Origin of the sequence: Streptomyces sp. NBC_00376, assembly GCF_036077095.1 — a bacterium.
Taxonomy (GTDB): domain Bacteria; phylum Actinomycetota; class Actinomycetes; order Streptomycetales; family Streptomycetaceae; genus Streptomyces.
On record NZ_CP107960.1, the window covers coordinates 7,859,003 to 7,884,369 of the forward strand.

At 71.2% G+C, this 25,367-nt stretch carries 24 protein-coding genes; 13 read left to right on the top strand and 11 right to left on the bottom strand.

Annotated features, from left to right (window positions below; all coding sequences use genetic code 11):
• Positions 1-11: 11 nt before the first annotated feature.
• Together OG842_RS35275 and OG842_RS35280 are read right to left on the bottom strand one after the other, a co-directional pair.
• A complete protein-coding gene (locus OG842_RS35275; protein ID WP_266735043.1) occupies positions 12-854 on the bottom strand; it encodes an alpha/beta fold hydrolase in 843 nt (280 codons plus the stop codon).
• 67 nt (positions 855-921) lie between these two features.
• Positions 922-1,950, bottom strand: a complete 1,029-nt coding sequence (locus OG842_RS35280) for a LacI family DNA-binding transcriptional regulator (RefSeq protein WP_266735041.1) — start codon at positions 1,948-1,950, stop codon at positions 922-924.
• A gap of 180 nt (positions 1,951-2,130) precedes the next feature.
• Here OG842_RS35280 and OG842_RS35285 point away from each other — a divergent pair, with 180 nt between their 5' ends.
• Positions 2,131-3,084, top strand: a complete 954-nt coding sequence (locus OG842_RS35285; RefSeq protein WP_266735039.1) for an ROK family protein — start codon at positions 2,131-2,133, stop codon at positions 3,082-3,084.
• Positions 3,085-3,166: 82 nt separating this feature from the next.
• Here the strand turns inward: OG842_RS35285 and OG842_RS35290 are convergent, their stop codons facing one another.
• Entirely contained in the window at positions 3,167-5,212 is a 2,046-nt protein-coding gene (locus OG842_RS35290) for an NPCBM/NEW2 domain-containing protein (protein WP_443064025.1), read from the bottom strand.
• A 268-nt stretch (positions 5,213-5,480) separates the two neighbouring features.
• On the opposite strand from OG842_RS35290, the gene OG842_RS35295 reads away from it, so the two are divergent.
• From OG842_RS35295 to OG842_RS35305, 3 genes are read left to right on the top strand one after another with little or no spacing between them, the layout of a single operon-like run.
• Positions 5,481-6,770, top strand: coding sequence for an ABC transporter substrate-binding protein (locus OG842_RS35295; protein ID WP_266737279.1), 1,290 nt, complete (start codon positions 5,481-5,483; stop codon positions 6,768-6,770).
• Positions 6,771-6,816: 46 nt separating this feature from the next.
• A complete protein-coding gene (locus OG842_RS35300) occupies positions 6,817-7,731 on the top strand; it encodes a carbohydrate ABC transporter permease (protein WP_266735038.1) in 915 nt (304 codons plus the stop codon).
• Positions 7,728-8,651, top strand: a complete 924-nt coding sequence (locus OG842_RS35305; RefSeq protein WP_266735037.1) for a carbohydrate ABC transporter permease — start codon at positions 7,728-7,730, stop codon at positions 8,649-8,651. The genes OG842_RS35300 and OG842_RS35305 overlap by 4 nt, the downstream gene beginning before the upstream one ends.
• A 44-nt stretch (positions 8,652-8,695) precedes the next feature.
• Here OG842_RS35305 and OG842_RS35310 read toward each other — a convergent pair whose 3' ends face one another.
• Positions 8,696-9,100: an excalibur calcium-binding domain-containing protein gene (locus OG842_RS35310; protein ID WP_323185852.1), complete on the bottom strand. Its 405-nt coding sequence runs from the start codon at positions 9,098-9,100 to the stop codon at positions 8,696-8,698.
• A gap of 415 nt (positions 9,101-9,515) precedes the next feature.
• Here OG842_RS35310 and OG842_RS35315 point away from each other — a divergent pair, with 415 nt between their 5' ends.
• The gene (locus OG842_RS35315) at positions 9,516-10,553 is read left to right on the top strand and encodes an NUDIX hydrolase (protein WP_266735033.1); all 1,038 of its coding nucleotides are present in this window, start codon (positions 9,516-9,518) and stop codon (positions 10,551-10,553) included.
• A 33-nt stretch (positions 10,554-10,586) separates the two neighbouring features.
• Here OG842_RS35315 and OG842_RS35320 read toward each other — a convergent pair whose 3' ends face one another.
• Together OG842_RS35320 and OG842_RS35325 are read right to left on the bottom strand one after the other, a co-directional pair.
• Positions 10,587-11,273: an MBL fold metallo-hydrolase gene (locus OG842_RS35320; RefSeq protein ID WP_266735031.1), complete on the bottom strand. Its 687-nt coding sequence runs from the start codon at positions 11,271-11,273 to the stop codon at positions 10,587-10,589.
• A gap of 177 nt (positions 11,274-11,450) precedes the next feature.
• Entirely contained in the window at positions 11,451-12,815 is a 1,365-nt protein-coding gene (locus tag OG842_RS35325) for a dipeptidase (protein WP_266735029.1), read from the bottom strand.
• 183 nt (positions 12,816-12,998) lie between these two features.
• Between OG842_RS35325 and OG842_RS35330 the strand changes: the two genes are divergently transcribed.
• Positions 12,999-14,213 (top strand): geranylgeranyl reductase family protein, encoded by a 1,215-nt coding sequence (locus OG842_RS35330; RefSeq protein WP_266735027.1) that lies wholly within the window; start codon positions 12,999-13,001, stop codon positions 14,211-14,213.
• A 99-nt stretch (positions 14,214-14,312) separates the two neighbouring features.
• Here the strand turns inward: OG842_RS35330 and OG842_RS35335 are convergent, their stop codons facing one another.
• The gene (locus tag OG842_RS35335; RefSeq protein ID WP_266735025.1) at positions 14,313-14,765 is read right to left on the bottom strand and encodes a nitroreductase family deazaflavin-dependent oxidoreductase; all 453 of its coding nucleotides are present in this window, start codon (positions 14,763-14,765) and stop codon (positions 14,313-14,315) included.
• 128 nt (positions 14,766-14,893) lie between these two features.
• Between OG842_RS35335 and OG842_RS35340 the strand changes: the two genes are divergently transcribed.
• From OG842_RS35340 to OG842_RS35350, 3 genes are all read left to right on the top strand, one after another.
• Positions 14,894-15,601, top strand: coding sequence for a TetR/AcrR family transcriptional regulator (locus OG842_RS35340; RefSeq protein ID WP_266735023.1), 708 nt, complete (start codon positions 14,894-14,896; stop codon positions 15,599-15,601).
• Between the two features lie 94 nt (positions 15,602-15,695).
• Positions 15,696-16,958, top strand: coding sequence for a sensor histidine kinase (locus tag OG842_RS35345; RefSeq protein ID WP_266735021.1), 1,263 nt, complete (start codon positions 15,696-15,698; stop codon positions 16,956-16,958).
• On the top strand, positions 16,955-17,620 hold the full coding sequence (locus OG842_RS35350; RefSeq protein WP_266735020.1) for a response regulator: 666 nt from the start codon (positions 16,955-16,957) through the stop codon (positions 17,618-17,620). Before OG842_RS35345 ends, OG842_RS35350 begins: the two co-directional genes overlap by 4 nt.
• 99 nt (positions 17,621-17,719) lie before the next feature.
• Here the strand turns inward: OG842_RS35350 and OG842_RS35355 are convergent, their stop codons facing one another.
• Positions 17,720-19,225: an MFS transporter gene (locus OG842_RS35355; RefSeq protein ID WP_266735019.1), complete on the bottom strand. Its 1,506-nt coding sequence runs from the start codon at positions 19,223-19,225 to the stop codon at positions 17,720-17,722.
• Between the two features lie 87 nt (positions 19,226-19,312).
• Between OG842_RS35355 and OG842_RS35360 the strand changes: the two genes are divergently transcribed.
• Positions 19,313-19,714 carry a MarR family winged helix-turn-helix transcriptional regulator gene (locus OG842_RS35360; RefSeq protein ID WP_266735018.1) on the top strand — a complete coding sequence of 134 codons (402 nt, stop codon included), beginning with the start codon at positions 19,313-19,315 and terminating at the stop codon, positions 19,712-19,714.
• A gap of 111 nt (positions 19,715-19,825) precedes the next feature.
• Here the strand turns inward: OG842_RS35360 and OG842_RS35365 are convergent, their stop codons facing one another.
• A complete protein-coding gene (locus tag OG842_RS35365) occupies positions 19,826-20,623 on the bottom strand; it encodes a maleylpyruvate isomerase family mycothiol-dependent enzyme (RefSeq protein WP_266735016.1) in 798 nt (265 codons plus the stop codon).
• Positions 20,624-20,666: 43 nt separating this feature from the next.
• Positions 20,667-21,890, bottom strand: a complete 1,224-nt coding sequence (locus OG842_RS35370; protein ID WP_266735014.1) for an MFS transporter — start codon at positions 21,888-21,890, stop codon at positions 20,667-20,669.
• Between the two features lie 108 nt (positions 21,891-21,998).
• Here OG842_RS35370 and OG842_RS35375 point away from each other — a divergent pair, with 108 nt between their 5' ends.
• The gene (locus OG842_RS35375) at positions 21,999-23,213 is read left to right on the top strand and encodes an ROK family protein (protein WP_266735013.1); all 1,215 of its coding nucleotides are present in this window, start codon (positions 21,999-22,001) and stop codon (positions 23,211-23,213) included.
• Positions 23,214-23,288: 75 nt separating this feature from the next.
• On the opposite strand, the gene OG842_RS35380 is transcribed toward OG842_RS35375, so the two are convergent.
• Positions 23,289-23,714, bottom strand: coding sequence for a hypothetical protein (locus tag OG842_RS35380; RefSeq protein ID WP_266735012.1), 426 nt, complete (start codon positions 23,712-23,714; stop codon positions 23,289-23,291).
• Between the two features lie 558 nt (positions 23,715-24,272).
• Here OG842_RS35380 and OG842_RS35385 point away from each other — a divergent pair.
• Both OG842_RS35385 and OG842_RS35390 read left to right on the top strand, forming a co-directional pair.
• Positions 24,273-24,563 (top strand): SHOCT domain-containing protein, encoded by a 291-nt coding sequence (locus OG842_RS35385; RefSeq protein ID WP_266735011.1) that lies wholly within the window; start codon positions 24,273-24,275, stop codon positions 24,561-24,563.
• A complete protein-coding gene (locus OG842_RS35390) occupies positions 24,560-25,363 on the top strand; it encodes an ABC transporter ATP-binding protein (RefSeq protein ID WP_266735010.1) in 804 nt (267 codons plus the stop codon). Before OG842_RS35385 ends, OG842_RS35390 begins: the two co-directional genes overlap by 4 nt.
• Positions 25,364-25,367: the final 4 nt, after the last annotated feature.

Below are 25,367 nucleotides of genomic sequence, written 5' to 3' on the forward strand. Positions count from 1 at the left end.
CGCCCGTACCGTCATCCCTGAAGAAAGGTCTCGACGATCCCCGTGAAGCACCGGGGGTCGTCGAGCCACGGGAAGTGACCGGCGCCCGGCTGGACGACCGGCTGCGCATGGGGCAGCAACCCCGCGATCGTGGCCGCGACCCGGGGCAGCGGCCCGCCGTCCAGCTCGCCCGCGAGGACCAGGACCCGGGCATCCCACCCGGCAAGTGCGTCGAGGGCTTCGGCGGGATCGAAGGCGCCGGGAGCCGCATAGCGGTCGGCGGCCCCGTAGTTGCTCTGCTCGACGTCGGTGGCGGCGTGTGCCCGTGCGGCGCCGTCCCAGCGGCCGTAGAAGAACGGGGCGATGGCGTCCCAGTCGTCGTCGGTGGCTTCGCCCGCCCAGACGGCTTCGTAGGCCCTGTACGCGGTCGCGAACCACGGTTCTCCCGCGCGCAGGGCCACGGCTTCGCGGCGGTCTTCCTCGGTGAAGTCGACACCCAGGGCGCGCGCACGGGCGGTGATCAGCGCGAGGCTGCGGACGTGCCGCGGATGCCGGGCCGCGTGGAGGAGCGCGAGATCGCCACCCGCCGAGTGCGCGAGCACGTCCACCCGGTCGAGCCCGAGGTGTTCGCGGAACGCCTCCACGTCGGCGACCTGCCGGTCGACGCGATAGGTCGCCGGATCGGCGGGGACGGCGGAGTCACCCGTACCCCTCGGATCGAGCATGATCAGCCGGCGCCGGCTCGACAGCCCGCCGAGATCGCCGAGGTAGGCGGAGGCGCGCATCGGGCCGCCGGGCAGCACGAGCAGCGGCTCTCCCTCGCCCCTGAGGTGGTAGGCGAGTTCGGTTCCGTCGGGCGCGGTGAAGGCGGGCACGGCGCCATCCTGATGACCGGCCGACGGAACCGGCAATCGGTTTACGCGGCCCCCGGGTTTGTCCCTCTCAGGCGGGCGGCAGTTCGCCGGAGCCGCGGGGGATGAGGGACGTCGGCAGCTCCACCCGTGCCGGGGCGTGGTCCGCGCCGTCCAGGCGGCGGAAGAGGTGTTCGGCCGCCGTCCGGCCCACGGCCGCGGCGTCCTGGGAGATGACGGTGATGCCGAGGAGATCGGCGAGCTCGATGTCGTCGAAGCCGACCAGGGCGACCCGGCGGTCCTGCTCGGCCAGCACGCGGACCGCGGTGACCGTCACACGGTTGTTGCCCGCGAAGAGTGCCGTCACCGGCTCCGGGCCCGTGAGCATCGCCTCGGCGGCCGCTCTGACCCGCGCGGGCTCGGTGGAGCCCAGCGAGACCCAGGAGTCCTCGACGGTGATCCCGGCGTCCGACATCGCCGCGTGATAGCCGCGCAGCCGCTCGGTCGCGGTGTGGATGCGCGGCTGGTCACCGATGAAGCCGATCCGGCGGTGGCCGTGCGCGATCAGATGGGCAACCCCCTCGCACGCGCCGCCGAAGCTGTCGGAGAGGACCATGTCGGCGTCGATCCGGCCCGCCGGGCGGTCCACGAAGACGGTGGCGACGCCCGCCTTTATCTCCGGCTCCAGATAGCGGTGGTCGTCACCGGCGGGGATCACGATCAGCCCGTCCACCCGGCGCGCGCACAGCGCGAGCACCAGCTCCTGCTCGCGCTCCGGGTCCTCGGCGCTCGACCCGTTGATGAGCAGGGCGCCGTGCGCGCGGGCGACCTCTTCCACGGCGCGGCTCAGCGGCCCGTAGAACGGGTCCGCGAGGTCCTCCAGGACGAGGCCGATCGAGGCCGTGCGGCCCTTGCGCAGGACGCGCGCGCTGTCGTTGCGCCGGAAGCCGAGCGCCTCGATCGCCTCCTGGACCCGGCGCTCGGTGTCGGGCGTGACCCCGGGCTCGCTGTTGACCACGCGCGAGACCGTCTTGAGGCCCACTCCGGCGCGGGCCGCCACGTCCTTCATGGTCGGCCGGTTGCCGTAGCGGGTCTCGGAGTGACGGGCGGTCTCGGCCACGGTGCGCTGTCCTGTCCTCGGGTGCGGGCGGTCCGGCGGATCCGTGGCAGGTGTCACGGAGGCGGCCGGAGGCTGTGCCGACGAGCATAGGCCCTGGACAACGTTGTCAGCTGAATGGAGACTGGGCAGACTGTTTCCAGAAGCCGCAGGTCCCCGCCCTCTACTCACGGAGCCACACCGATGCATACCGACCTCGTTGCCGCGCTGGACATCGGCGGCACCAAGATCGCCGCCGCGCTGGTGGACGGCGGCGGCGCGCTTCTCGCACGGGCGCAGCGGCCGACGCCCGCCCGCGAGAGCGCCGAGTCGGTGATGGGGGCCGTGACGGAGGTGCTCGCCGAGCTGTCCGGATCCCCGCTGTGGGGGCGGGCGGCGGCGGTCGGCATCGGCAGCGCGGGTCCGGTCGACGCCTCGGCCGGTACGGTCAGCCCGGTCAACGTCCCCGGCTGGCGGGACTTCCCGCTGGTGGAACGGGTCGGCAAGGCGGTCGGCGGGCTGCCCGTCGAACTGGTCGGCGACGGGGTCGCGATGACGGCCGCCGAGCACTGGCTGGGCGCCGCCCGGGGCTACGACAACGCGCTCTGCATGGTCGTGTCGACCGGTGTCGGCGGCGGGCTCGTCCTCGGCGGCAAGCTCCACCCCGGCCCCACGGGCAACGCGGGGCACATCGGCCATGTCTGCGTGGATCTGGACGGCGACCCCTGCCCGTGCGGTTCGCGCGGCTGCGTCGAGCGCATCGCCAGTGGTCCCAACATCGCCCGCCGGGCGCTGGAGGCCGGCTGGCGGCCCGGACCGGACGGCGATGCCTCGGCCGCAGCGGTGGCTGTAGCGGCGCGTGCGGGGGACCCGGTCGCGGTTGCCTCCTTCGAGCGCGCCGCGCAGGCGCTGGCCGCCGGGATCGCCGCCACCGCCACGCTCGTCGAGATCGACATCGCGGTGATCGGCGGGGGCGTGGCCGGTGCGGGCGACATCCTCTTCGCGCCGTTGCGCCGGGCCCTGCGCCAGTACGCCACGCTCTCCTTCGTCCGGCGGATCGAGGTGGCCCCGGCGGTGATGGGCACCGACGCGGGACTTGTCGGCGCGGCCGCGGCGGCGCGGGTGGGTCCGGGCGGTGTGGCGGCCGCCCGTGGCTGACCGGCGTCGGGTGGTTTCCGGGGCTGGTTCCCCGGAAACCACCCGCCCGCCGAACGCGTGGCGCCGCCACCGCCGCCCCTCGTCAGCAGGTGATCCGGAGGTCCGCCCAGTCCGCGTGGTCGGAATCGACGCCGTCCCCGCCGTCGCCGACCACCAGACGTACCACCTGCGCGCCGCTCACATCGGCGGTGAGCGGCTGGGCGGGCATCGCGTTGGTCAGCACGCCGGTCGACGCCGCCTTCGTACCGTCGGCCCAGACCTCGAAGGCGACCGTTCCCCTGGTGCCCTTCTCGTCGTCGACCCCGACCCGCGCCGTCACGGTGTCGCACGCCCCGCCGGTGTAGAACTCGACGGCGCTGTCGGCGTGCACGCCGAGGCCCTTGGTGAAGACCTCGCCGCCGATCGTCAGCGGATTGCCGTCGCCCGCACCGCTCTCACCGTTGCTGGTGTCCTTCTCGACCGGGCCCCAGCCGTTGGATGCCGAGAGCTGCGGCAGATCGCTCAGGTAACCGCCGCCCGCCGGCGGCGGGACCACGACATGGGCCCGGAGCGGGACCGTGGATTCCACCCGGGTGCCGGCCGGTGAGCGGTACCGGACGGCGAAGGTCAGGTCGTACGCACCAGTTGCCCGCGCGGGGGCCGTCACCTGCCAGCGGGTGCTCAGGGAGCGGCTGGTGGGCAGCGCCGGTGAACCGGTCGGCGACACCGCCTTCACCTGCCAGCCCGAGGGGCCGCTGAGCTGCGCCGAGACGTTCCTGGCGGGGGTGCGGCCCAGATCGGTGACCGTGGTGGTCAGCGTGGCGGTGTGCCCGGCTTCGATCAACGGGCGTGAGTCCAGGCCGAGTTCCACCGCGGGCGGCTGGGCGGCCCACTTGTCGTCGGCGGCGACGCGCAGCAGCACCGTCCCGTGCGCCGGGACGGTCGCCGCCAGGGTGCCCGCGGTGTTGTAGGACCTGTGCTCCCACAGGTCGCGCATCGTGTACCCGTCGGCCTCCGGCAGTCCCACCTCGGCGGCCGTCGTCGCGATGCGCTGGGCGCTGCCGGTCTCGTTGAAGAGGGCGACGGCGCGGCTGCCGTCCCGCATCTCCTTGGCGACCACCCAGCGTCCGCCGACGGAGGAGAGCACGGTGCCCTGCTTGCCGAGCGGGTCCTGATCGACGGCGATGACCTCCTGGTTGGAGAGGATCTCGAAGGTCTCCGCGCTTGCCTTGCGCAGATCGGAGCCGATGAGCAGTGGCGCCGCCATCACCGACCACATGGAGAAGTGGGTGCGGTACTCCGTGTCCGTCATGCCGCCGTTGCCGACCTCCAGCATGTCGGGGTCGTTCCAGTGCCCCGGGCCGGCGGCGGCCGCGAGGGGCAGGTTCTTCTTCATGATCGACAGCATGCTGCCCCAGCTGTCGTTGATGTCGCCGGTCGTGCGCCAGAGGTTGCCGAGTTCGCCGGCCCACTCCCAGGGCTTGTTCTCGCCCCATTCGCAGATGCTGTAGACGATCGGGCGGCCCGTCGCCGCCAGGGCGTCCCGCATCGTCGTATAGCGCTTCTTCGCGTCGACACCCTGGTTGTTGCAGTTGTCGTACTTCAGATAGTCGATGCCCCAGTCCGCGAACTGCTGTGCGTCACTGAACTCATGACCAAGTGCTCCCGGGAGACCCGCACTGTCGCAGGTCTTGGTGCCGGCGCTGGTGTAGATGCCGATTTTGAGGCCCTTGGAGTGCACATAGTCCGCGACGGCCTTGATGCCGTTCGGGAAGCGCTGCGGATCGGCCTCCAGCTTTCCGTCCGCATTGCGCTGCTGCTTCGCCCAGCAGTCGTCGAGATTGACGTACTGATAGCCCGCCGCCTTGAGGCCCTTCTCGACGAAGATGTCGGCGATTCCCTTGATCATCGACTCGTCGAACTCGGCCCGGCAGTGTGTCGAGTTCCAATTGTTGAACCCCATCGGAGGGGTGAGCGCAAGGCCGTTTCCGGACTGCGGAGTCACGGCGTGAATGGGCGCGGGCCCGGTGAGGGGCGAGTTCGCGGCGGCGGGAACGGTCGTTCCCGCGGCGCACAGCAGCCCGGCCATCAGCACTCCGATGACTCCACGACGGCTGGTTCGGGTTGTACGGGTTGGAAGATGACGCATCGTTACGTTCCTCCATACTCGTCCATGATCGGATGACAGCATGTGCACGCCAAGGCGTGCGATTACGTTAGGGCGTGTTGAAGTGTGTTGGAAGAGGGGTGGCGGCGGTTGCCCCGGTATCTCGTCAAAACCCTTGACGGCACCATCAGTTGGGGGTGAGATCCAATCGCACGTTCGGTTGTGTTGGGTTGCATCTCCGAAGGAGCGGGGCATGACGCAGTCTGGTTACGACAGGTCGGGTGTGCCGGGCAGTTTCGCAGGACATCGGATGTCCCGGCGGAGTCTGCTGCGTGGCGCGGCCGTTGGTGCCGGAGCGGTGGCGCTGCCCGCGCTGCTCACCGCCTGCGGGAGCGGCCCCGGGGGCGACGGGAAGACGATCACCTTGGGGTCGAATTCCTCCGACCCGGTTCCGAAGAAGGCGTTCGCCGACGCCTTCGCCGCGTACGAGGCACAGTCGGACGGGCGGAAGGTGAAGGTCAACACCGTCGACCACAACACCTTTCAGGAGAACATCAACAGATATCTCCAGGGCAGGCCGGACGACGTCTTCATGTGGTTCGCCGGATACCGGATGCAATTCTTCGCCGAAAAAGGACTGCTGCACGACATCAGCGACAACTGGCAGGACTACAAGGGCTTCTCGGCCGCGCTGAAGGCCCAGTCCACCGGAGCGGACGGCAAGCAGTACCTCACCCCCTACTACTACTATCCGTGGGCCGTCTTCCACCGCAAGAGCCTGTTCGCGGACCGCGGCTATCAGGCGCCGAGGACGCTCGACGAATACGTCGCGCTCGCCGAGCAGATGAAGAAGGACAAGCTCGACCCCATCGCGTTCTGCGACAAGGACGGCTGGCCCGCCATGGGCACCTTCGACTACATCGACATGCGGACCAACGGCTACGAGTTCCACAAGAGCCTGATGGCGGGCGAGGTCGCCTGGACCGACAAGCGGGTCCGGGAGGTCTTCGACACCTGGCGTCGGCTCCTCCCTTACTGCCAGCCGGGCGCCAACGGCCGTACCTGGCAGGAGGCCGCCAACAGCCTCCAGAAGAAGGAAGCCGGCATGGCCGTCCTCGGACTGCCGCACCCCGGGGCCCAGTTCCCCAAGGGCGAACAGGGCGACATCGACTTCTTCCCCTTCCCCGAGATCAATCCGGAGCACGGTCAGGACGCCGTCGAGGCACCCATCGACGGCTTCCTGCTGGCCAAGAAATCGAAGAACCTCACGAACGGCAAGAGCCTGGAGAGCGCCAAGGGCCTGCTCAAGTGGCTGGCCACCGGGAAGGCCGAGGACATCTACCTGAAGAGCGACCCGAACAACATCGCGGTCAGCGACCAGGCCGACATCTCCACGTACTCACCGCTCCAGAAGAAGGCCGTGGAGCTGGTCTCCGGGGCGAAGCAGATCTCCCAGTTCCTGGACCGGGACACCAGGCCGGACTTCTCCTCCACGGTCATGATCCCCGCGATCCAGAAGTTCATCAGCGACCCGGACGACGTGGACGGCCTGGTCAACGACATCGAACGGCAGAAGAAGACCGTCTTCGCCGCCGACTGACCCCGGACGACCCCGATGGCATCCGACCGAACCTGGAGTACCGACCGTGTCGTTCATCCCGGCCCGGCGCACCGGACGGCGGGTCTCGCGACGGTTCACCGGCCGCGACCTCGCCGTACTCGCTGTGCTGCTCGGCATACCCGTCCTGCTCGACATCGCCGTCGTCTGGGGACCGACCCTCGCCTCCGTGGCGCTCTCCTTCACCGGCTGGGACGGCATCGGTGACATCAAGTGGGTCGGTACGCAGAACTACGAGAACCTCTTCAACAACTACCCGCAGTTCTGGCCCGCGGCCCGGCACAATCTGCTCTGGCTCGCCTTTCTCGGCCTGGTCGCCACCCCCTTCGGGCTGCTGCTGGCCGTGCTCATCGACCGGGGGGTGCGCTTCAGCCGCTTCTACCAGTCGACGCTGTACATGCCCGTCGTGCTGTCGCTCGCCGTGGTCGGATTCATCGCCCAGCTGGTCTTCTCCCGCGACCAGGGCGCCCTCAACGCGGTCATCGGCGACACGGGTTCACCGACGGACTGGCTCGGCGATCCGGACCTCAACATCTGGATGGTCATGCTCGCCGCCGCCTGGCGGCACACCGGCTACGTGATGATCCTCTACCTCGCCGGACTCAAGGCCGTCGACCCCTCGCTGAAGGAGGCCGCGGCGATCGACGGGGCGGGGGAGACCCAGACCTTCTTCCGTATCGTCCTGCCCACCCTGCGGCCGGTCAACGTCATCGTCGGCGTCATCACCGTCATCGAGTCCCTGCGCGCGTTCGACATCGTGTACGCGGTCAATCACGGCCGCAACGGGCTCGAACTGCTCTCGGTCCTCGTCACCGACAACATCATCGGTGAGGCCAGCCGGATCGGCTTCGGCTCCGCCATCGCCGTCGTCCTGCTGGTCGTCTCCCTGGGGTTCGTCGTGACGTACCTGGTCCAGGAGCTCCGAGGGGAGAAGAACCGTTGACCGCCCAAGCCGCCCCGGTCCCGCTCGCCGCACCGCCCGCGCCGCCGGCCCGTGCCGCCCGGCGCCGGACCCGCCCCGGCCGGATCGGAGTCCACGCCTTCCTGATGGCGGTCTCCCTCGCCTTCCTCGCCCCGCTGCTGCTCGCGGTGTACGCGTCGCTGCGGCCGTACGACGAGACCGCCGAGCACGGCTACTTCTCGCTGCCCCGCCATCTCTCCCTGGACTACTACCGCCAGGCGTTCTCCGACTCCGGCATGACGAAGTACTTCGTCAACACCATGATCATCGCGGTCCCGGGGGTGCTGGTCACCCTCTTCCTCGCCTCGTTCGTGGCTTTCGCGCTGGCGCGCCTGAAGATGCGCGGCGGGCTCGTCCTGCTGATGCTCTTCACCGCCGGGAACCTGCTGCCGCAGCAGGTGATCGTGACGCCCCTGTACGTGGTGTTCAACCGCATCCCGCTGCCCTACTGGATGTCCGACTCGATGACGATGTTCGACTCGTACTGGGCCGTCGTCGTCGTGCAGGTCGGATTCCAGCTCGGCTTCTGCGTCTTCGTCCTGGCCAACTTCATGCGCACCCTGCCGCAGGAGATCCTGGAGGCCGCCGTCGTCGACGGCGCGGGCGTCTGGACCCGGTACTGGCGGATCACCCTGCCGCTGTGCCGCCCGGCCCTGGCCGCGCTCGGCACGCTCCAGTTCACCTGGATGTACAACGACTTCCTGTGGGCGCTGGTCTTCATCTCCGACGGCGACAAGCTCCCCATCACCTCGGCGCTGAACAACCTCAGGGGCCAGTTCTTCACGGACTACAACCTGCTCGCCGCAGGCTCGGTGATCGTCGCCCTGCCCACGCTGGTGGTCTTCCTGCTGCTCCAGCGCCACTTCATCGCGGGCCTCACCCTCGGGTCCAGCAAGGGTTAGCAGTCATCGGACCCGAGGGAGCACGCCCCGCTTCCGGACGGCCGCTATTCGCAGCCGACCCCGTCCCCGTCCCGGTCGAGATGGCGACCGTAGCCGGGCTCGCCCGCGTGGACGGGCGCGGCGCCGGCCACCCGTGCGGCGGAGCAGTTGGCGTAGTACGTGGCGCCGCCCCCGCCCGAACCGGATCCGCCGGAGGAGCCGTCGTCCTCGGCCGCGGGCGGGACGGTCACCCTGACGGTGCGGGTCTTCGTGACGGTGGGCGCCGGCTCCGGGCTCGCGGTGACGGTCTCGGTGACCGACGGCGCCGGGGTGGCCGTCACCGTGGCCGCCGCGGTCACCGTCGCGGACGGCGCGGCCTTCGCGTCGGCGGCCTTCTCCGTCGCGGCGGGATCGTCCGCGGCCCCGATGCCCACACCCACGAGGAACAGGACGACGGCAGCCGGGATCACTATGCGCTTCCGTGCCCACTTCGGACGGCGGTCCGGTGGACCGGGCGTTCCGTACGGGTTGTTGCCGGGCGGCTGGGGCGGTGGCCCCCACGGCGGTTGCTGGTTTTGAGGCATATGTCCCCCCTGGTGCTGCTCATGGAGAGATGACCGTAACGGTCCCGGCAGGTGCCCAGGATTCAAATATTCCGGTGGTGATGAAATTGTGATGGCGGAGTGGAAGGGCTGTGGCCACCAGCAAGCCGTCCTGTGGAAGGGCTGTGGCCGCCGGCAAGCCGTCCCGAGCTTGTCGCTGCTGCCGGGGGTGCCGGCGCCGGACAGCCGTCGGTTCCGTCCGGGAAGCAGGCATCGCCACAACCGGGTTTTCGCGGCAGGGTGTTGCGGGCAAGCCACAGGGGGCTACGGAAGAGGGGGAACCGTGATCGTCTGGATCAACGGTGCGTTCGGCGTGGGCAAGACGAGCGCCGCGCGTGAACTGATCGATCTGATCCCGAACAGCACCTTCTACGACCCCGCACTCGTCGGCGCGGGGCTGCGGCAGCTGCTGCCCCAGAAGAGACTCGCCGAGGTGACGGACTTCCAGGACCTGCCGATCTGGCGGAGACTGGTGGTGGACACCGCGGCGGCCCTGCTCGCCGAGGTGCCCGGTGTGCTGGTGGTGCCGATGACCCTGCTGAGACAGGAGTACCGGGACGAGATCTTCGGAGGGCTGGCCTCCCGGCGCATAGCGGTGCGCCATGTCCTGCTCTCACCTGAGGAAACGATCCTGCGCAAACGGATCGCCGACCGCGTGGAGTATCCCGGCGATCCGGCGCACAGCGACCGGGTACGGCAGTGGGCCCGCCAGCACATCGAGCCGTACCGGGCGGCGCTCGGCTGGCTCACCCAGGACGCCTACGCCATCGACACCGGCGCGCTCACCCCGTACGAGACGGCCGAGCGCATAGCCGAGGCGGTCGGCAGCGGCGCCGCCACCCCGTGCGAGATCGTGCAGACACCCGAACCGACCGCGGAGACCGTGGCGGCCGGCGTCCTGCTCTTCGACGAGCACGACCGGGTGCTGCTCGTCGACCCGACGTACAAACCCGGCTGGGAATTCCCGGGCGGAGTCGTCGAGTCCGGCGAGGCACCGGCCCAGGCCGGGATCCGTGAAGTGGCCGAGGAGATAGGCATCCATCTCGACCGGGTGCCGAAACTCCTCGTTGTCGACTGGGAGGCGCCCAGGCCGCCCGGCTACGGCGGCCTGCGGCTCCTCTTCGACGGCGGCCTGCTGACCGGCGCGGACGCGCAGCGGCTGCTGCTGCCCGGCTCCGAACTGCGCGGCTGGCGGTTCGCCACCGAGGCGGAGGCGGCCACCATGCTGCCCCCGACCCGTTACGAACGGCTGCGCTGGGCGCTGCGCGCCCGCGAGCGGTCAGTCGTGCTCAACCTGGAGGCCGGAGCCCCCGTCGGCTGAGAGCGCGCCAAGGCGTGGCCGCCCGATCAGAGTTCACCCGACTGGCTCTGCGGCGCGCAGCAGCGCCGGGGCGTCCGCGGTCAGCGGTTCGCCGTGCCCGAAGCAGACCGTGGCCGGCTCCAGCGCGGCCAGCCGCCGGAAGGAGGCCACGGCCTGCGCCCGGTCGATGTTGAAGACGCCCAGCATCACCCGGTCGACCCCGGCCACGCAGTCCCCGGTGAACAGCACGCCGTGGCGCGGGAGATGGATGCCGATGGAGCCCGGGGTGTGGCCTGGGGCGTGGACCACCCGCGCCCCCGCGCCGAACCCGAGGTCGTCGCCGTCGGCCAGTTCGCGGTCGACCCGGGTCGGCGGGGCGGCGGGAACGGTCCGCGCGTGCTCCCACAGCGGGAGTTCCCAGTCGAGCAGTACGGGATCGGCGATGACCTCCTCGCCCCGGATCACCGCCGCGTCCAGGCGATGTGCGAGGATCTCGGCGCCGTGCCGGTCGGCGAGCTCCTGCGCGGCGCCGTAGTGGTCGCAGTGTCCGTGGGTGATCACGATCCGGCCGATCCGGCCCGGGTCCAGGCCGAGACCGCGCACCGCACCCTCGATCGCGGGCGCGGCGTCGATGTCGCCCGCGTCGATCAGGGTGAGGTCCGCACCGTCCTGCCACAGGTACGCCTGGCCGATGGGGAAGCGGAACATGTGCAGCTGGGGGAGTACTTCGACGACGTCCATACGGCGAACGTACGTGGACGTGCCCGCCCGCCGGGCGGATCTACGCTCTGGGCGAGCTTCGCTCAGCGCGTAGCGACCGCGGGGCCGTGTGGACGTGCGTCCGCGCGGTCAGCGCGGAACCCCGCGTTCCGGCTGTTCGCCGGGAGTCCGCGGGGCTCCGGATCGTAAGGCGTGCGGTCAGACCCGCTTGGACTCCGCGTAGTTCCGCAGGAACAGGGCCTCGGCGAGCGACAGCCGCTCCAGTTCCTCGGGCGAGACGCTCTCGTTCACCGCGTGGATCTGTGCCTCCGGCTCGCTCAGGCCGATCAGCAGGATCTCGGCCTCCGGGTAGAGGGCGGCGAGGGTGTTGCAGAGCGGGATCGAGCCGCCCATGCCGGACGTCTGCATCTTCTCGCCCGGGTACGCGGCCTCCATCGCCTGCGCCATCGACGTGTACGCCGGGCTGGTGGTGTCCGCGCGGAACGGCTGGCCCTGGCCGACCTGTTCCACCGCGACCCTGGCCCCCCACGGGGCGTGCGCCTCGAGATGGGCGGTCAGCAGCTCGGTCGCCGCGGCGGCGTCCTGGCCCGGCGGGACCCGCAGGCTGATCTGCGCCCGCGCGCTCGCCTGGAGCGACGGCGTCGCGCCGACCACCGGCGGGCAGTCGATGCCGATGACGGTGACGGCGGGCCGGGCCCAGATGCGGTCGGCGACCGTGCCCGTGCCGATCAGCCCGACCCCGTCGAGGACCTTCGCGTCCTTGCGGAACTCGGCCTCCGGGTACTGCAGTCCGTCCCACTCGGTGTCCGTGGCGAGCCCGTCGACGGTCGTGGTGCCGTCCTCGGCGCGCAACGACGCCAGCAGCTGGATCAGCGCGGCCAGCGCGTCCGGGGCGGCGCCGCCGAACTGCCCGGAGTGCAGGTTTCCTTCGAGGGTGTCGACGGTGACCCGCAGCATCGTCATGCCGCGCAGCGTCGCGGTGACCGTCGGCAGACCGACCCGGAAGTTGCCGGTGTCGCCGATGACGATGGTGTCGGCGGCCAGCAGTTCGGGGTGCGCCTCAGCGTACCGCTCCAGGCCGCCGGTGCCCTGCTCCTCGGAACCCTCGGCGATCACCTTCACGGAGACCGGGACGCCGCCGTCGGCCTTGAGGGCGCGCAGGGCGAGGAGGTGCATGATGAAGCCGCCCTTGCAGTCGGCCGAGCCCCGCCCGTACCAGCGGCCGTCGCGCTCCGTCAGCTCGAACGGGGGCGAGAGCCAGGCGGACTCGTCGAGCGGCGGCTGCACGTCGTAGTGCGCGTAGAGCAGTACGGTCGGGGCGCCGGCCGGGCCGGGCAGGAAGCCGTAGACCGACTGGGTGCCGTCGGGGGTGTCGAGAAGGGCGACGTCCTGGAAGTCCTCGGCGCGCAGCGCGTCGGCGACCCAGTTGGCGGCCGCCTCGCACTCGCTCTTCGGGAACTGCGCGGGATCCGCCACCGACTGGAAGGCCACCAACTCGGCCAGCTCCGCCTTGGCACGGGGCATCAGCGAGGCAATGGTCTCGGAAATCGGACGGGCGGTCATGGGCACGCTCCTCGTGGGTGCGACGTTATGTGTACGAATCCGGCCACATGTGCACCGAGTGTGCGGCGTCGCATGCGGGACGAACGTACGGTCGATCCTCCCACAGCGGGGGCCGGGGGCAACGCGCCGTAGGATGCCGTGAGCAGCATGGGCCACTGGTGGGATCGGGAGCAGAAGCACATCGTGAGCAGCGAGAACGCAGACGCCGTACAGGAGCACGAAGAGTCGTCCGTGTGGGATGTCGTCGTAGTCGGTGGTGGACCGGCCGGAGCATCCGCGGCATACGCGGCAGCGGTCGCCGGCCGGCGGGTGCTGCTTCTGGAGAAGGCGGAGCTTCCCCGGTACAAGACATGTGGCGGCGGGATCATCGGGTTTTCGCGTGATTCGCTGCCGCCCGGGTTCGAACTTCCGCTGCGGGACCGGATCCACGCGGTCACCTTCTCGCTCAACGGCAGGCTGGCGCGGACCCGCCGCTCCAAGCGGATGCTCTTCGGCCTCATCAACCGCCCCGAGTTCGACGCGGGTCTGGTCGAGGAGGCGCAGAAGGCGGGCGCCGAACTGCGTACGGGCGCGACCGTGATGAGGGTCGAGCAGCACGGCGCCTCGGTGCCCGACCGGCGCACGGTCGCTGTGGTGCTGTCCGGCGGCGAGACGGTCCTGGCCCGCGCGGTCGTCGGTGCCGACGGCAGCGCGGGGCGGATAGGGGCTCATGTCGGGGTGAAGCTCGACCAGGTGGACCTCGGCCTGGAGGCGGAGATCCCGGTTCCGGCCACGGTCGCGGAGGACTGGGCGGGGCGGGTGCTCATCGACTGGGGCCCCATGCCCGGCAGTTACGGCTGGGTCTTCCCCAAGGGCGACGTCCTGACGGTCGGTGTGATCTCGGCGCGGGGCGACGGGGCGGGAACCAAGCGGTACCTGGAGGACTTCATCGCCCGGCTCGGCCTCGCCGGCTTCGAGCCGAAGATCTCCTCCGGTCATCTGACGCGCTGCCGCAGCGACGACTCGCCGCTGTCACGCGGGCGGGTGCTGGTGTGCGGCGACGCGGCGGGGCTGCTGGAGCCGTGGACCCGCGAGGGGATCTCCTTCGCGCTGCGGTCGGGGCGGCTGGCCGGTGAGTGGGCGGTCCGGATCGCGGAGTCGCACGATGCGGTGGACGCCCGGCGCCAGGCGCTGAACTACGCGTTCGCCATCAAGGCGGGACTCGGCGTCGAGATGGGTGTCGGGCGGCGCATGCTGAAGCTGTTCGAGCGCCGTCCGGGGGTGCTGCACGCAGTACTGACAGGATTCCGCCCGGCCTGGAACGCGTTCGCGGGCATCACCCGCGGCACGACCTCGCTCGGCGAGCTGGTCCGTACGCATCCGCTGGCACAGCGGGCGCTGAACGCGATGGACCGCTAGGGCCTTTCGTCCGGATCAGGCCGGGTCAGGGTCGGCCGACCCTGACCCGGCCTGATCCGCGAAGTTCCCTTCGTACGCCGGGCGGCGCCGGATGCACGGTCAGCGCTCCACGGCGATCCGGAAGACGGGGTGGTCCGGGCAGGCCGCCAGCAGTTCGGCGTCCGAGGACTTTGCGGTGATGCCCTGGAAGTAGTCGTTGACCTCCCAGCCCCACCGCTCCAGGTAGGTGCGGATGACCAGCGACTTCTGCTCGTCGTCCGGGATCTCCACGGCGGTGAAGGCCCGGACCTTCCGGCCCACCCGCAGCTCGCCGCCGCCCGCGGCCCGCATGTTGCGCACCCACTGGGAGTGGCCCCGGGCGGAGACGAGGTACTGCGCGCCCTCATGCGTGTGGGGGTTCACGGGTATGCGCTGCAGCTGCCCGCTCTTGCGGCCGCGCACCGACATCTCGGCCGACCCGAACATGCTGACGCCGTGGCGGGCGAGCCAGCCGACGATGCCGTTCATCCGGACGTTGAGGGCGCTGCCGCGGAGGTAGTACGGCTGAGACATGGTGACTCCCCAAGGTTTTGAGAGCGGTGCTCTCGCTTGAGATCAGTGTGCACGGGACGGGTGCCCAAAAGCAAGAGCACTGCTCTCATTGTTGGTCGGTGCTCTGCTTCCGTGGCAGACTGCTGGCCATGAGCACTGTCCGAGGAGCCAGGGAACGGGCCCGTATCGAGGTCACCGCCGCCATCAAGGACGAGGCGAGGAAACAGCTTGCGGCCGAGGGCGCCGCGAAGCTGTCGCTGCGCGCCGTCGCACGGGAGCTCGGCATGGCGTCGTCCGCCCTCTACCGCTACTTCCCCAGCCGGGACGAGCTGCTCACCGCCCTGATCGTCGACGCGTACGACTCCGTCGGTGCGGCCGCCGAGGCCGCCCACCGGGCCGCCGGCGCCGAGGCCGCCACCCACCTCGCCCGCTGGATCGCGGTCACCCGGGCCGTGCGCGACTGGGCCCTCGCCCACCCCCACGAATACGCCCTGATCTACGGCTCGCCCGTGCCCGGCTACACCGCACCGCAGGCGACGATCGGCCCCGCCTCCCGCGTCGGCCTCGTCCTGATCGCAGTGGTCGCGGACGCCCACCGCGCGGACGGACTGGCCCTGCCGACGCTCGCCGACGATCTGCGCGACGAGGCCGCGCGGATGGTCACCGAGTTCGCCCCGGGCCTTCCCCCGGAGGCCGCCACCCCGCTGATCGCCGCCTGGGCGCAGCTGTTCGGGCTGATCTCCTTCGAGATCTTCGGCCAGTTCAACCGGGTGGTGGAGGCCCGGGACGTCTTCTTCCGGGAAGCGGTCACCGAGATGGCCCGCGCGGTCGGCCTGCCCGTCGGCGGGAACGGCTGAGGGCTCTCCCGTACGACGTACTCCCCGGGGAGTACGGGTGAGCACCACGCCCGGCTGACGCCCCGGGCGCGGCCCGCGGTCTAGCGTGGCCGGCATGGAAGAGCAGCGCTCACACGGAAGCGGCGGTGGTCCCCCCTGGGCGCACGGCGAGCCGCCGCGGTGGCTGACCGGGGCGCCGGGGTGGTCCACCACCCGGCTGGCCTGGCCGTCGACGATCCTGATCGGTGCCGTCGTCATGATCGGCTCGACCATCGCGGCCCGGGGGCAGATGGACGAGCGGGCCCCGCTGGACCTCTTCGCGCGGCTGCTGCTCTTCCTGTCCGTGGCCGTGCTCCTGGTGCGCCACCGCCACCCCGTGGTGGCCGTCTTCGGCAGCTCGGCCGCAGCGATGATCTATCTGGTGGCCGGCTATCCGTACGGGCCGGTCTTCCTGGCCGTCGCCGTGGGCTGCTTCAGCGCCGTGGTCTCGGGGCACCGGCGGGCCGCCTGGTCCGCCGTCGGCATGGTGTGGCTGGGGCACGTCCTGGTGGCGCACTGGCTCTACCGGTGGCTGCCGCCCTCGGACGACCATCCCGCCGCCTGGGGACAGGAACTGGGCATCGCCGCCTGGGTGGTGGCCATCATCGCCGCCGCCGAGTTCGTACGCGTACGCCGTGAGCAGTGGGCGGACCGGCAGGCGGAACGGGAGGCGGCGGAGCAGCGCCGGGCCGATGAGGAACGGCTGCGGATGGCGCGCGAACTCCATGACGTCCTGGCCCACAGCATCTCCGTCATCAACGTCCAGTCGAGCGTGGGACTCGCGCTGCTGGACTCCGATCCGGAGCAGGCGCGTGCGGCGCTGACCACCATCAAGGCGGCCAGCAAGGAGGCGCTGGGCGAGGTGCGTCAGGTGCTCGACACCCTGCGCACCCCCGGAGACGCCCCCAGGGCCCCGGCCCCCGGACTCGACCGGCTCCCCGAACTCGTCGAACAGGCGGCGAGCACCGGACTGACCGTCACCGTCGAGACCGAGGGCGAACGGCCGGCCGTGCCGCCCGGCGCGGACCTCGCCGCCTTCCGTATCGTGCAGGAGGCGCTGACCAACGTGGTCCGGCACTCCGGATCGCGTACCGCGCGGGTCCGGATCGGCTACGGGCCCGGCCGCATCCGGCTCAGTATCGACGACGAAGGACCCGCCACCGGCGGCGACGCCGGAGGCAGCGGCAACGGGCTGGCGGGAATGCGGGAGCGGGCCGCCGCGCTCGGTGGCACGATCGAGGCGGGCCCCCGGGCCGACGGCGGCTTCCGGGTGCGCGCCGAGCTTCCACTGCCGTCCGGTGCGCCCGGCACGGCGGCACACGAGGAGGAGACACCGTGATCCGCGTACTGCTCGCCGACGACCAGTCGCTGGTCCGGGCGGGCTTCCGGGCCCTGCTCGACGCCCAGCCCGAAATCGAGGTGGCCGGGGAGGCCGCCGACGGTGCGGAAGCCGTGCGCCTGGTGGGCGAACTGCGGCCCGACATCGTGCTGATGGACATCCGGATGCCGCATCTGGACGGCCTCGCCGCGACCCGCGCCATCACCGGGGACGCCCGGCTGGACGACGTCCGGGTGGTCATGCTCACCACCTTCGAGCTCGACGAGTACGTCTTCGAGGCGATCCGGTCCGGGGCCTCCGGCTTCCTCGTCAAGGACACCGAACCGGACGAACTGCTGCGCGCCGTACGGGCGGTGGTGGGCGGCGACGCGCTGCTCTCGCCGGGGGTCACCCGGCGCCTGATCGCCGAGTTCGCGGCCCGTTCCAAGGAACCCGCGGTATCGACCGGGCTGGGCGAACTCACCGAACGGGAGCGGGAGGTGATGGCGCTCGTCGGGATAGGGCTCTCCAACGAGGAGATCGCCCGGCGCCTCGTCGTCAGCCCCCTCACCGCCAAGACCCACGTCAGCCGCACCATGGTGAAGCTGGGCGCCCGCGACCGGGCCCAGCTCGTCGTGCTCGCCTACGAGTCGGGGCTGGTGCGGCCGGGCTGGCTCGGCTGAGCCGGGCGCGGACGGCGCTCGCGGCAGCACACCGGCGCGGTGTCCGGCCGACGAGCAATCGCCCCGGCCGGACACCGCACCGTCCCCCTCGCCCGGTGGTCAGTCCCGCACGGACACCTTCTGCGCGGGGGCCGTCGTCCCGGCCCCGGCCGCACGGTCCGTCTCCGACGAAGTGACCAGCACGGTGTGCTGTACGGGCCTTGGGCGTCGCAGGCCGGTGAGCGTGATCAGCAGCCCGGCGAACGCGACCGCGGTCACCACGGCCAGGCCGGGCCGGTAGCTGTCCAGGACCGCCTGGCGCGAACCGTCGCCGCTGCCGTGCGCCGTGATCACCGCGGTCACGACCGCCAGGAAGATCGCCCCGCCGACCTGGATCGAGGTGTTCAGCAGGCCCGACACCATGCCCTGCTCATCGTCGTCCACCCCGTTGGTGGCCTGGATGTTGAGCGAGGGGAAGGTCAGCGCGCAGGCCGCGCCGAGCAGCAGCATGGACGGCAGGATCACCACGGCGTACGACGGGGTGAGGGTGATCCGCAGGAAGAGTGCGTAGCCGATGACGAGGAACGTGAACCCGGTGGCGATGACGCGCGGTGTCCCGAACCGGTCCACCACATCACCGATCTTCGTGGAGGAGAGGGCGACCAGCACCCCAGCGGGCAGGAAGGCCAGCGCGGTCTCCAGCGCGGACCAGCCGAGCAGCGACTGCATGTACTGGGTCACCAGGAACTGGAAGCCCACGTAACTCCCGAAGAACGCCGCGGCGCCCAGCTGCGCCCTGACCTGGCTCCCGGAGCGCAGCACCCCGAGGCGGATCAGCGGGTTCGCGGTGCGCCGCTCGATGGTGACGAAGACGGTGAGCAGTACGGCGACGGCGAGGAACGACAGCAGGGTGCGGGCGGAGGTCCAGCCGGCCTCGGGCGCCTGCACGACCGTGAAGACCAGCAGCAGCATCGCGCCCGTGCCGGTGACGGCGCCCGGCAGGTCGTAGCCGCGGTGGGTGTCCTCGCGCTCGCTGTGCGGGATCAGCTTGAGACCCGCGACCAGGGCGATCAGGGCGATCGGGGCGGGCAGCAGCATCGTCCACCGCCAGGACAGCTGGGTGAGCAGGCCCGAGAGGACCAGGCCCATGGAGAATCCGGTGGCCGCGCAGGTGGTGTAGATGGACAGGGCGCGATTGCGCTGCGGGCCCTCCTTGAACGTGGTGGTGATGATGGAGAGCCCGGCCGGTGCGGTGAAGGCGGCGCTCAGTCCCTTGATGAAACGACTGGCGATCAGCAGCGGTCCGGAGTCGACGAAACCACCGAGCAGCGAGGCGAGGGCGAAGACACCGAGCGCGACGAGGAAGACCCGGCGCCTGCCCAGCAGATCGGCCGCCCGGCCACCGAGGAGCAGCAGCCCGCCGTAGCCGAGGATGTAGCCGCTGACGATCCACTGGAGGGTCGAAGTGGTCAGCCCGAGATCGTCGGCGATGGACGGCAGCGCGACGCCGACCATGGAGACGTCGAGGGCGTCCAGGAACATCGCGGCGCAGAGCACGAGGAGCGTGCCCCACAGGCGCGGGCTCCAACGCGCATGGGAATCGGGGGCGTTGAGCGGAGTGGTCATGCGCAGCACAGTACATGCACATGCATTGAATGCAAGTGCATTTAATGACGATGCAACAAAGGGTGTCGTCTCTGCTAACGTGCGGTCATGGCAGCGAACAAGTCCGAGCGGGTGCTCGTCGACGAGTGGCGGGACATCCTCGCGCTGCATGCCAGGACTCTCTGCGAGCTCGACCGCGAGTTGCACCGGCACGGCCTCGGCGCCAGCGATTTCGAGGTGCTCGACGTACTGGCGGAGGGGGCGTCCGAAGAGGGCGGCTGCGCCTATCGCATGCAGGAGCTGGCCTCCCGGGTCCACCTCAGCCAGAGCGCGCTGTCCCGCCTGGTGGCACGGCTGGAGAAGGACGACCTGGTGCGCCGGGGAATGTGCAGCGAGGACCGCCGGGGCGTCCAGGTGGAGCTGACGGCGAAGGGCCGGGAGCGCCACGCCGAGGTGAAGCCCCTGCAGAGGTCGGTGCTCGCCCGCATGCTCGACGGGCCGGGGGAGTGAGCGCGACGCCGGACCGTTCCGGGGGAGTGGTGGGCATGGCGAAAGAACGTGCCGGGGGTGTGGGCGCGGCGAAGGAACGGGCCGCTGCGCCGGGCGTGTTGTCGGCCGCCGCTACGCCCCGGTCGCCGGCGTCCTTGGCGGTCCGGACCAGTTGATCGCGGAATTCTCGCGCCAGATCCGGGCGGGCTCCGGGTCGCCCGTCACGGTGACCGCGGCGAGCGGAAGCCGGTTCCAGAGCGTCAGGTAGAGCTCCTTGGCCGAGGCGGCCAACTCGCAGTCCACGAGCCCTTCTTCGGATCCTTCTTCGGGTGCTCCGTCCGTCCGTACGGCCCGTGGCGGCTCCTGAGAGAGGTGTACGGTCCAGCAGGCGTCGGCGTCCGTGGCGCGCATCCGGAGGGTGCGCGGCGCCGAGGTGCGTACCAGGCTCTTCGGGCGGGCGTGGAACCCGAGCAGCAACTCGTCGATCCCGTCCACCGCGAGGGCGGCCGGGACCGGCGACGGCCGTTCACCCAGGGCCGACTCCGCGTCCACCCGGTGGATCGTGGTCTCGTGCGCCTGGCGCCGGGCCCAGAAGGCCAGGGGCGACGGCGCGGGCAGGAAGCTCCAGCACTCCAGCCCGGCCGGCGCGGCGTCCAGGGCGTCCACCAGGAGGCCGTGGCCCTCGCGGAACCAGTCGATCAGTTCCGGCCCGTCCAGATCGGGTTCCCCGTCGTCGGGGTGGTACGAGGTGTGGCCTTCGGCGACGAACGCGGTCGCCCAGCGGTGCACCATCCCGGTGTGCCGCAGCAGATCGCGCACCCGCCACTGAGGACAGGTCGGCACCGGGGCGCCGGTCCCCGCCCCCTGCGCGGCGGTCGCCAGCAACTGTCCTGCGGCGGCCAGGGACTTGATGTGGTCCGCGATCTCCATGGCCCCGATTGTGTCAGCGGTCCGGGCTCCTGTCCCCACCGGATCAGGCCGCCGGCGCATGGGTCGCGTTGCGTGCCCCGTACCCCAGCGCCGCGGCCGTGGTGGCCAGCAGCGCCACCGTGGTGAGGGCCACCGGGAGCGAGAACCAGTCGGTCAGGAAGCCGATCGCCGGCGGCCCGAGCAGCATCCCGCCGTAGCCGAGGGTCGACGCGGCGGCCACCCCGCCGGCCCCGGCCAGCTCACCGGCCCGGCCGACCGCGACCGGGAAGATGTTGGCCAGGCCGAGCCCGGTGACCGCGAAGCCCAGAAGGGCCGGCCACGTGCTGGGGGCGAGCGAACCGAGCAGCATCCCGACGGCGGCCGTCGCACCGCCCAGGACGAGGGTGCGGGTCTGGCCGAGCCGTTCGAGCAGGGCCGTGCCGCTGAGCCGGCCCGCCGTCATGGCCAGCGCGAACAAGGAGTAGCCGGCGGCCGCGACGCCGGGGTGGGCGTGCAGGTCCTGCTCCAGGTGGAGTGCGCCCCAGTCGGCCAGGGCGCCTTCACCGTAGGCGGTGCAGAGTGCGATCAGGCCGAACAGGAGCACCAGTCGGCGGGTCCGCCCGCTCAGCCGCCGAGGCTCCTCGGTGCCCGGTGCCCGGACCGCGGGCCGGGGCGCCGGGTGACGCAGCAGCACCGGCCCGGCCACCGCGGTGACCAGGAGCCCGGCCCCGGTGAGGGCGAGGAGATGGGTGGCCGGGGAGAGGCCGCCCGCGACCAGCCCGCCGAGCCCGGCGCCGACCATGCCGCCGAGGCTGAAGGCGGCATGGAAGCCGGGCATCACGGGGCGCCTCAGCGCGGCGACCAGATCGACCGCGGCGCTGTTCATCGCCACGTTCATCCCGCCGTACGCGGCACCGAAGACCAACAGGACCATGCCGAGCGCCGGGGCCGAACGCGTCTGTGCGGGAAGGGCGATGGCGAGGGAGAGCAGGACGCCGCAGGCCACGGTCACCGGATGGCTGCCGAAGCGCCGGCACAGCCGGCCGGTGAACACCATGGTCACCACGGCCCCGGCGGAGACCCCGAGCAGCGCGAGGCCCAGAGTGGCGGCGGAGGCGCCGGTCTGGTGCTTGATGGCCGGGATGCGGACCACCCAGCCGGCGAAGAGGAAGCCGTCGAGGGCGAAGAACACGGTCAGGGCGGTACGGAGGCGGGCCGACGGGGGTACGGCGGTGTTTCCGCCCGGTCCCCCCGGTAGGGCCGTCCGCAGTTTGTTTAGTTGCGGCACAAACTAAGCATAGGGGCGCCGCGACAATGGACGCAAGACGGTCGGCAGGGGCGCAGCCGGGCCACCGGGGCGTCGGCCGTACCCCAGGACCGTGGGAGACTCGCCCCCATGAACGGCAAGGTGTCCACCACCCGGACAAAGTTGGAGAGGGGCCGCAGCGCGCTCGGACCCGCACTGGAACTGGTCCATACCGGGCGTGCGCCCACCCGCTCCGTCCTCACCTCCGAGCTCGGGGTCACCCGGGCGACAGCCGGTGCGGTCGCCGCGGAACTGGAGGCGCTCGGCCTGATCCGGGTCGACTCCCGGCCCGGTTCCGCCGCCGGATCGCAGGGCCGCCCCTCGCACCGGCTGTCCGTCCGGGAGTCCGGTCCCGTCGCCATCGCCGCCCAGGTGCACGCCGACGGATTCCGCGCCGCGCTCGTCGGACTGGGCGGGCGGCTGGTGGCCACCGCTCCCGGCCGCGTCACCGTCACGGCGGACCCGGCCCAGGTCATCGGCGAAGTGGTCGACGACTGTGCCCGGTTGCTGCGGGACAGCGGACTGCGCTGCGTCGGTGCGGGGCTCGCGGTGCCGTCGGCGGTCGCCGAACCGGAGGGCACCGCGCTCAACCCGCTGCACATCGCCTGGCAGGCCGGCGCCCCGGTGAGCGAGATCTTCGCCGAATGCGTACGCGAAGCGGGCATCCCCGGACCGGCGTTCACCGGGAACGACGTCAACCTCGCCGCGCTCGCCGAACACCGGCACGGCGCCGGCCGCGGCGCCCAGCACCTGCTCTGCGTGGCCACCGGCCACCGGGGAGTGGGCGGCGCGCTCGTCCTCGACGGCCGCCTGCACACCGGGAGTTCGGGACTCGCGCTGGAAGTGGGCCATCTCACGGTCAATCCCGAGGGGCGCCCCTGCCACTGCGGCGGGCGCGGCTGCCTGGACGTCGAGACCGACCCGCTGGCCTTCCTCGTCGCCGCCCGCCGCGAACCCGGCCCGGAGGAGTCGCTGCTCAAGCAGGCCGGTGACCTGCTGCGCACGGAGTACGAGGACGCCGCGGTGCGGGGTGCGGCCGAGGAGCTGATCGACCGGCTCGGCCTCGGGCTGGCCGGCCTGGTCAACATCCTCAACCCGGACCGCATCATCCTCGGCGGACTCCACCGCGCCCTGCTCGACGCGGACCCGGAGCGGCTGCGTGCGGTGGTCGCCGACCGCAGCCTGTGGGGACGGAGCGGCAGCGTCCCCATCCTGCCGTGCACGCTCAACCACAACAGCCTGGTGGGTGCGGCCGAACTGGCCTGGCAGCCGGTGCTGGACGACCCGCTGGCCGCGCTGGCCTGACGGAAGGACGGCCGTCAGGGCCTCTCGTCCGGATCGGGCCGGGTCAGGGAGCCGGCCCGGTCCGGACGAAAGGCTCTAGGCGTTGCCTTCGACCCAGGCACCCTTGGTGCCCACCGGTTCACCGCTGTCATAGAGTGCGGCCCGGAGGCGGATCGTATGCCCTTCGGTGAAGTTCTTGTTGCACGTCCCCACCGACCCCGCACTCAACTTGTTGACGCAGGAACCCGACCTGGTCGAGTCCAGGTCATCCCACTCGGCAACTGCGGCATAGCCATCGCCCGCTTCGTCATACACCTTGATGTAGTCCCCGAGGCCCGTGAAGCAGACATAGGCGCCCTTGGCCTGTGAACAAGTCCAGTGCTGGTCGACATCTCCGGGTGTGTAGTTGGCCGCGTAGTCCGTTTCCGTGCCGAAATAGGCGGCGAACGCAGTGGTCGGGTTGAACAGAGTCAGTGATGCTGCGGCCGCTACGGTGAGCAGAACCTTCCGCGAAGAGCGCACAGTTGAACCGCCTTCTGGGTTCGGTGTGGGGCTCGGGCAACAGGACAGAAACCTGGAATTGGCCCCAATTTCCTTTCAGGCAGGCCCAGTTGGGCCCGGCATGATCGTGATCGGCTACATGAAGCATCACCCTGCGGCGCGGTGTCAAGACTCATGCGTTCGCGCCCCCTCACGCAGGAGGTCCTGGTCGGGCCGGGGCTTCGCTGCGCAGAGATGACCGCCCTGGACGAAGCGAGAAATGACGGCATGAACCACGGCGCGGGCGCTCGCGGGCACGCCGGGGTCACCCGGGGACGGGACGGGACGGCAGTCAGCGGCGTACGGAGTACGAGCGTCCTCGGACGTACCGGCGCGCCTGGACCGATCCCGGCGAGTCGGCCGCGCAGCCGGCCGATCGTCCCGGTCACCGTCGGGAGCAGCCGAGGCGGCGCCACGTACTCCCGAGGGGGTACGCGCACGGCCGCTGGCCGTACGACGACTCGGACGCCTCTTTTGGCGAGGCTCGGAAGCGTCAGGAAAACCTGACCACGAACCCCTGAACCGAGGGAGCCGACCGAGATGAACACCCTGGCGTACAGCGGTGGACCCGGGCCCTGGATCCTCCTCTTCCCGCTCTTCTGGGCGGCCGTCGTCATCGGCGGTGTCACTCTGCTGCGCCGTACCGCGTGGCGCGGCCGACGAGGATCCTGGCAGGCCCGTACCACCCGGGAAGCACCTGCCGAACCGTCGCCGATCACCCTGCTCGGCGGGCGTTTCGCGGCCGGCGAGATCGACGAGGACGAGTACTGGCGCCGGCTCTCCGTCCTGGACGAACAGTTCGGCCGCGGCAGCAGGGGAGGCGTGGCATGACCACCACCGCCCCCACCTCCGAGCCCACCCCCACCCCCACCCCCACCCCCACCTCCGCGCCCGCCGCCGCCCGGGTCGTCGACGCGGTGAAGCTCTACGGCGCGGGCGACACCCGGGTCAGGGCACTGGACGGGGTGAGCGTCGACTTCCCGGCCGGGCGCTTCACCGCGATCATGGGACCCTCCGGATCCGGCAAATCCACCCTGATGCACTGCGCCGCCGGACTCGACACGCTCACCTCGGGCTCCGCCTTCATCGGGGAGACCGACATCAGCGCGCTCGACGACCGCAGGCTGACCCTGCTCCGCCGGAGCCGGATCGGCTTCGTCTTCCAGTCCTTCAACCTCCTGCCGACGCTCACCGTCGCGGAGAACATCACCCTTCCCCTGGACCTCGCGGGGGAGCGGTCCGACCCCGAGTGGCTCGACACCCTCATCGACACCGTCGGGCTCCGGGACCGCCTGCACCACCGGCCCGGCGAGCTGTCCGGCGGACAGCAGCAGCGGGTGGCGGTGGCGCGGGCCTTCGCGGGCAGTCCCGACGTCGTCTTCGCCGACGAACCGACCGGCAACCTCGACTCCCGCTCCGGTCAGGAAGTGCTCCGGCTGCTCGGCAGCACCGTCCGGCGGACCGCCCGTACGGTCGTGATGGTCACCCATGACCCGGTCGCCGCCGCCCACGCCGACGAAGTCGTCTTCCTCGCCGACGGCCGGCTCGTCGACCGGATGCCCGACCCCACGGCGGAGCGCGTGCTCGACCGCTTCAAGTCCTTCGCCCCCCACCCCTCACGCAGGCGGTGACGGC

Excerpts from the sequence above, each read along its gene's own strand:
- OG842_RS35385 (WP_266735011.1), top strand. The coding sequence starts at position 24,273 with ATGAACACCCTGGCGTACAGCGGTGGACCCGGGCCCTGGATCCTCCTC.
- OG842_RS35375 (WP_266735013.1), top strand. The coding sequence starts at position 21,999 with ATGAACGGCAAGGTGTCCACCACCCGGACAAAGTTGGAGAGGGGCCGC.
- OG842_RS35345 (WP_266735021.1), top strand. The coding sequence starts at position 15,696 with ATGGAAGAGCAGCGCTCACACGGAAGCGGCGGTGGTCCCCCCTGGGCG.
- OG842_RS35295 (WP_266737279.1), top strand. The coding sequence starts at position 5,481 with ATGTCCCGGCGGAGTCTGCTGCGTGGCGCGGCCGTTGGTGCCGGAGCG.
- OG842_RS35355 (WP_266735019.1), bottom strand. The coding sequence starts at position 19,225 with ATGACCACTCCGCTCAACGCCCCCGATTCCCATGCGCGTTGGAGCCCG.
- OG842_RS35390 (WP_266735010.1), top strand. The coding sequence starts at position 24,560 with ATGACCACCACCGCCCCCACCTCCGAGCCCACCCCCACCCCCACCCCC.
- OG842_RS35335 (WP_266735025.1), bottom strand. The coding sequence starts at position 14,765 with ATGTCTCAGCCGTACTACCTCCGCGGCAGCGCCCTCAACGTCCGGATG.
- OG842_RS35290 (WP_443064025.1), bottom strand. The coding sequence starts at position 5,212 with ATGCGTCATCTTCCAACCCGTACAACCCGAACCAGCCGTCGTGGAGTC.
- OG842_RS35360 (WP_266735018.1), top strand. The coding sequence starts at position 19,313 with ATGGCAGCGAACAAGTCCGAGCGGGTGCTCGTCGACGAGTGGCGGGAC.
- OG842_RS35365 (WP_266735016.1), bottom strand. The coding sequence starts at position 20,623 with ATGGAGATCGCGGACCACATCAAGTCCCTGGCCGCCGCAGGACAGTTG.
- OG842_RS35325 (WP_266735029.1), bottom strand. The coding sequence starts at position 12,815 with ATGACCGCCCGTCCGATTTCCGAGACCATTGCCTCGCTGATGCCCCGT.
- OG842_RS35320 (WP_266735031.1), bottom strand. The coding sequence starts at position 11,273 with ATGGACGTCGTCGAAGTACTCCCCCAGCTGCACATGTTCCGCTTCCCC.
- OG842_RS35285 (WP_266735039.1), top strand. The coding sequence starts at position 2,131 with ATGCATACCGACCTCGTTGCCGCGCTGGACATCGGCGGCACCAAGATC.
- OG842_RS35340 (WP_266735023.1), top strand. The coding sequence starts at position 14,894 with ATGAGCACTGTCCGAGGAGCCAGGGAACGGGCCCGTATCGAGGTCACC.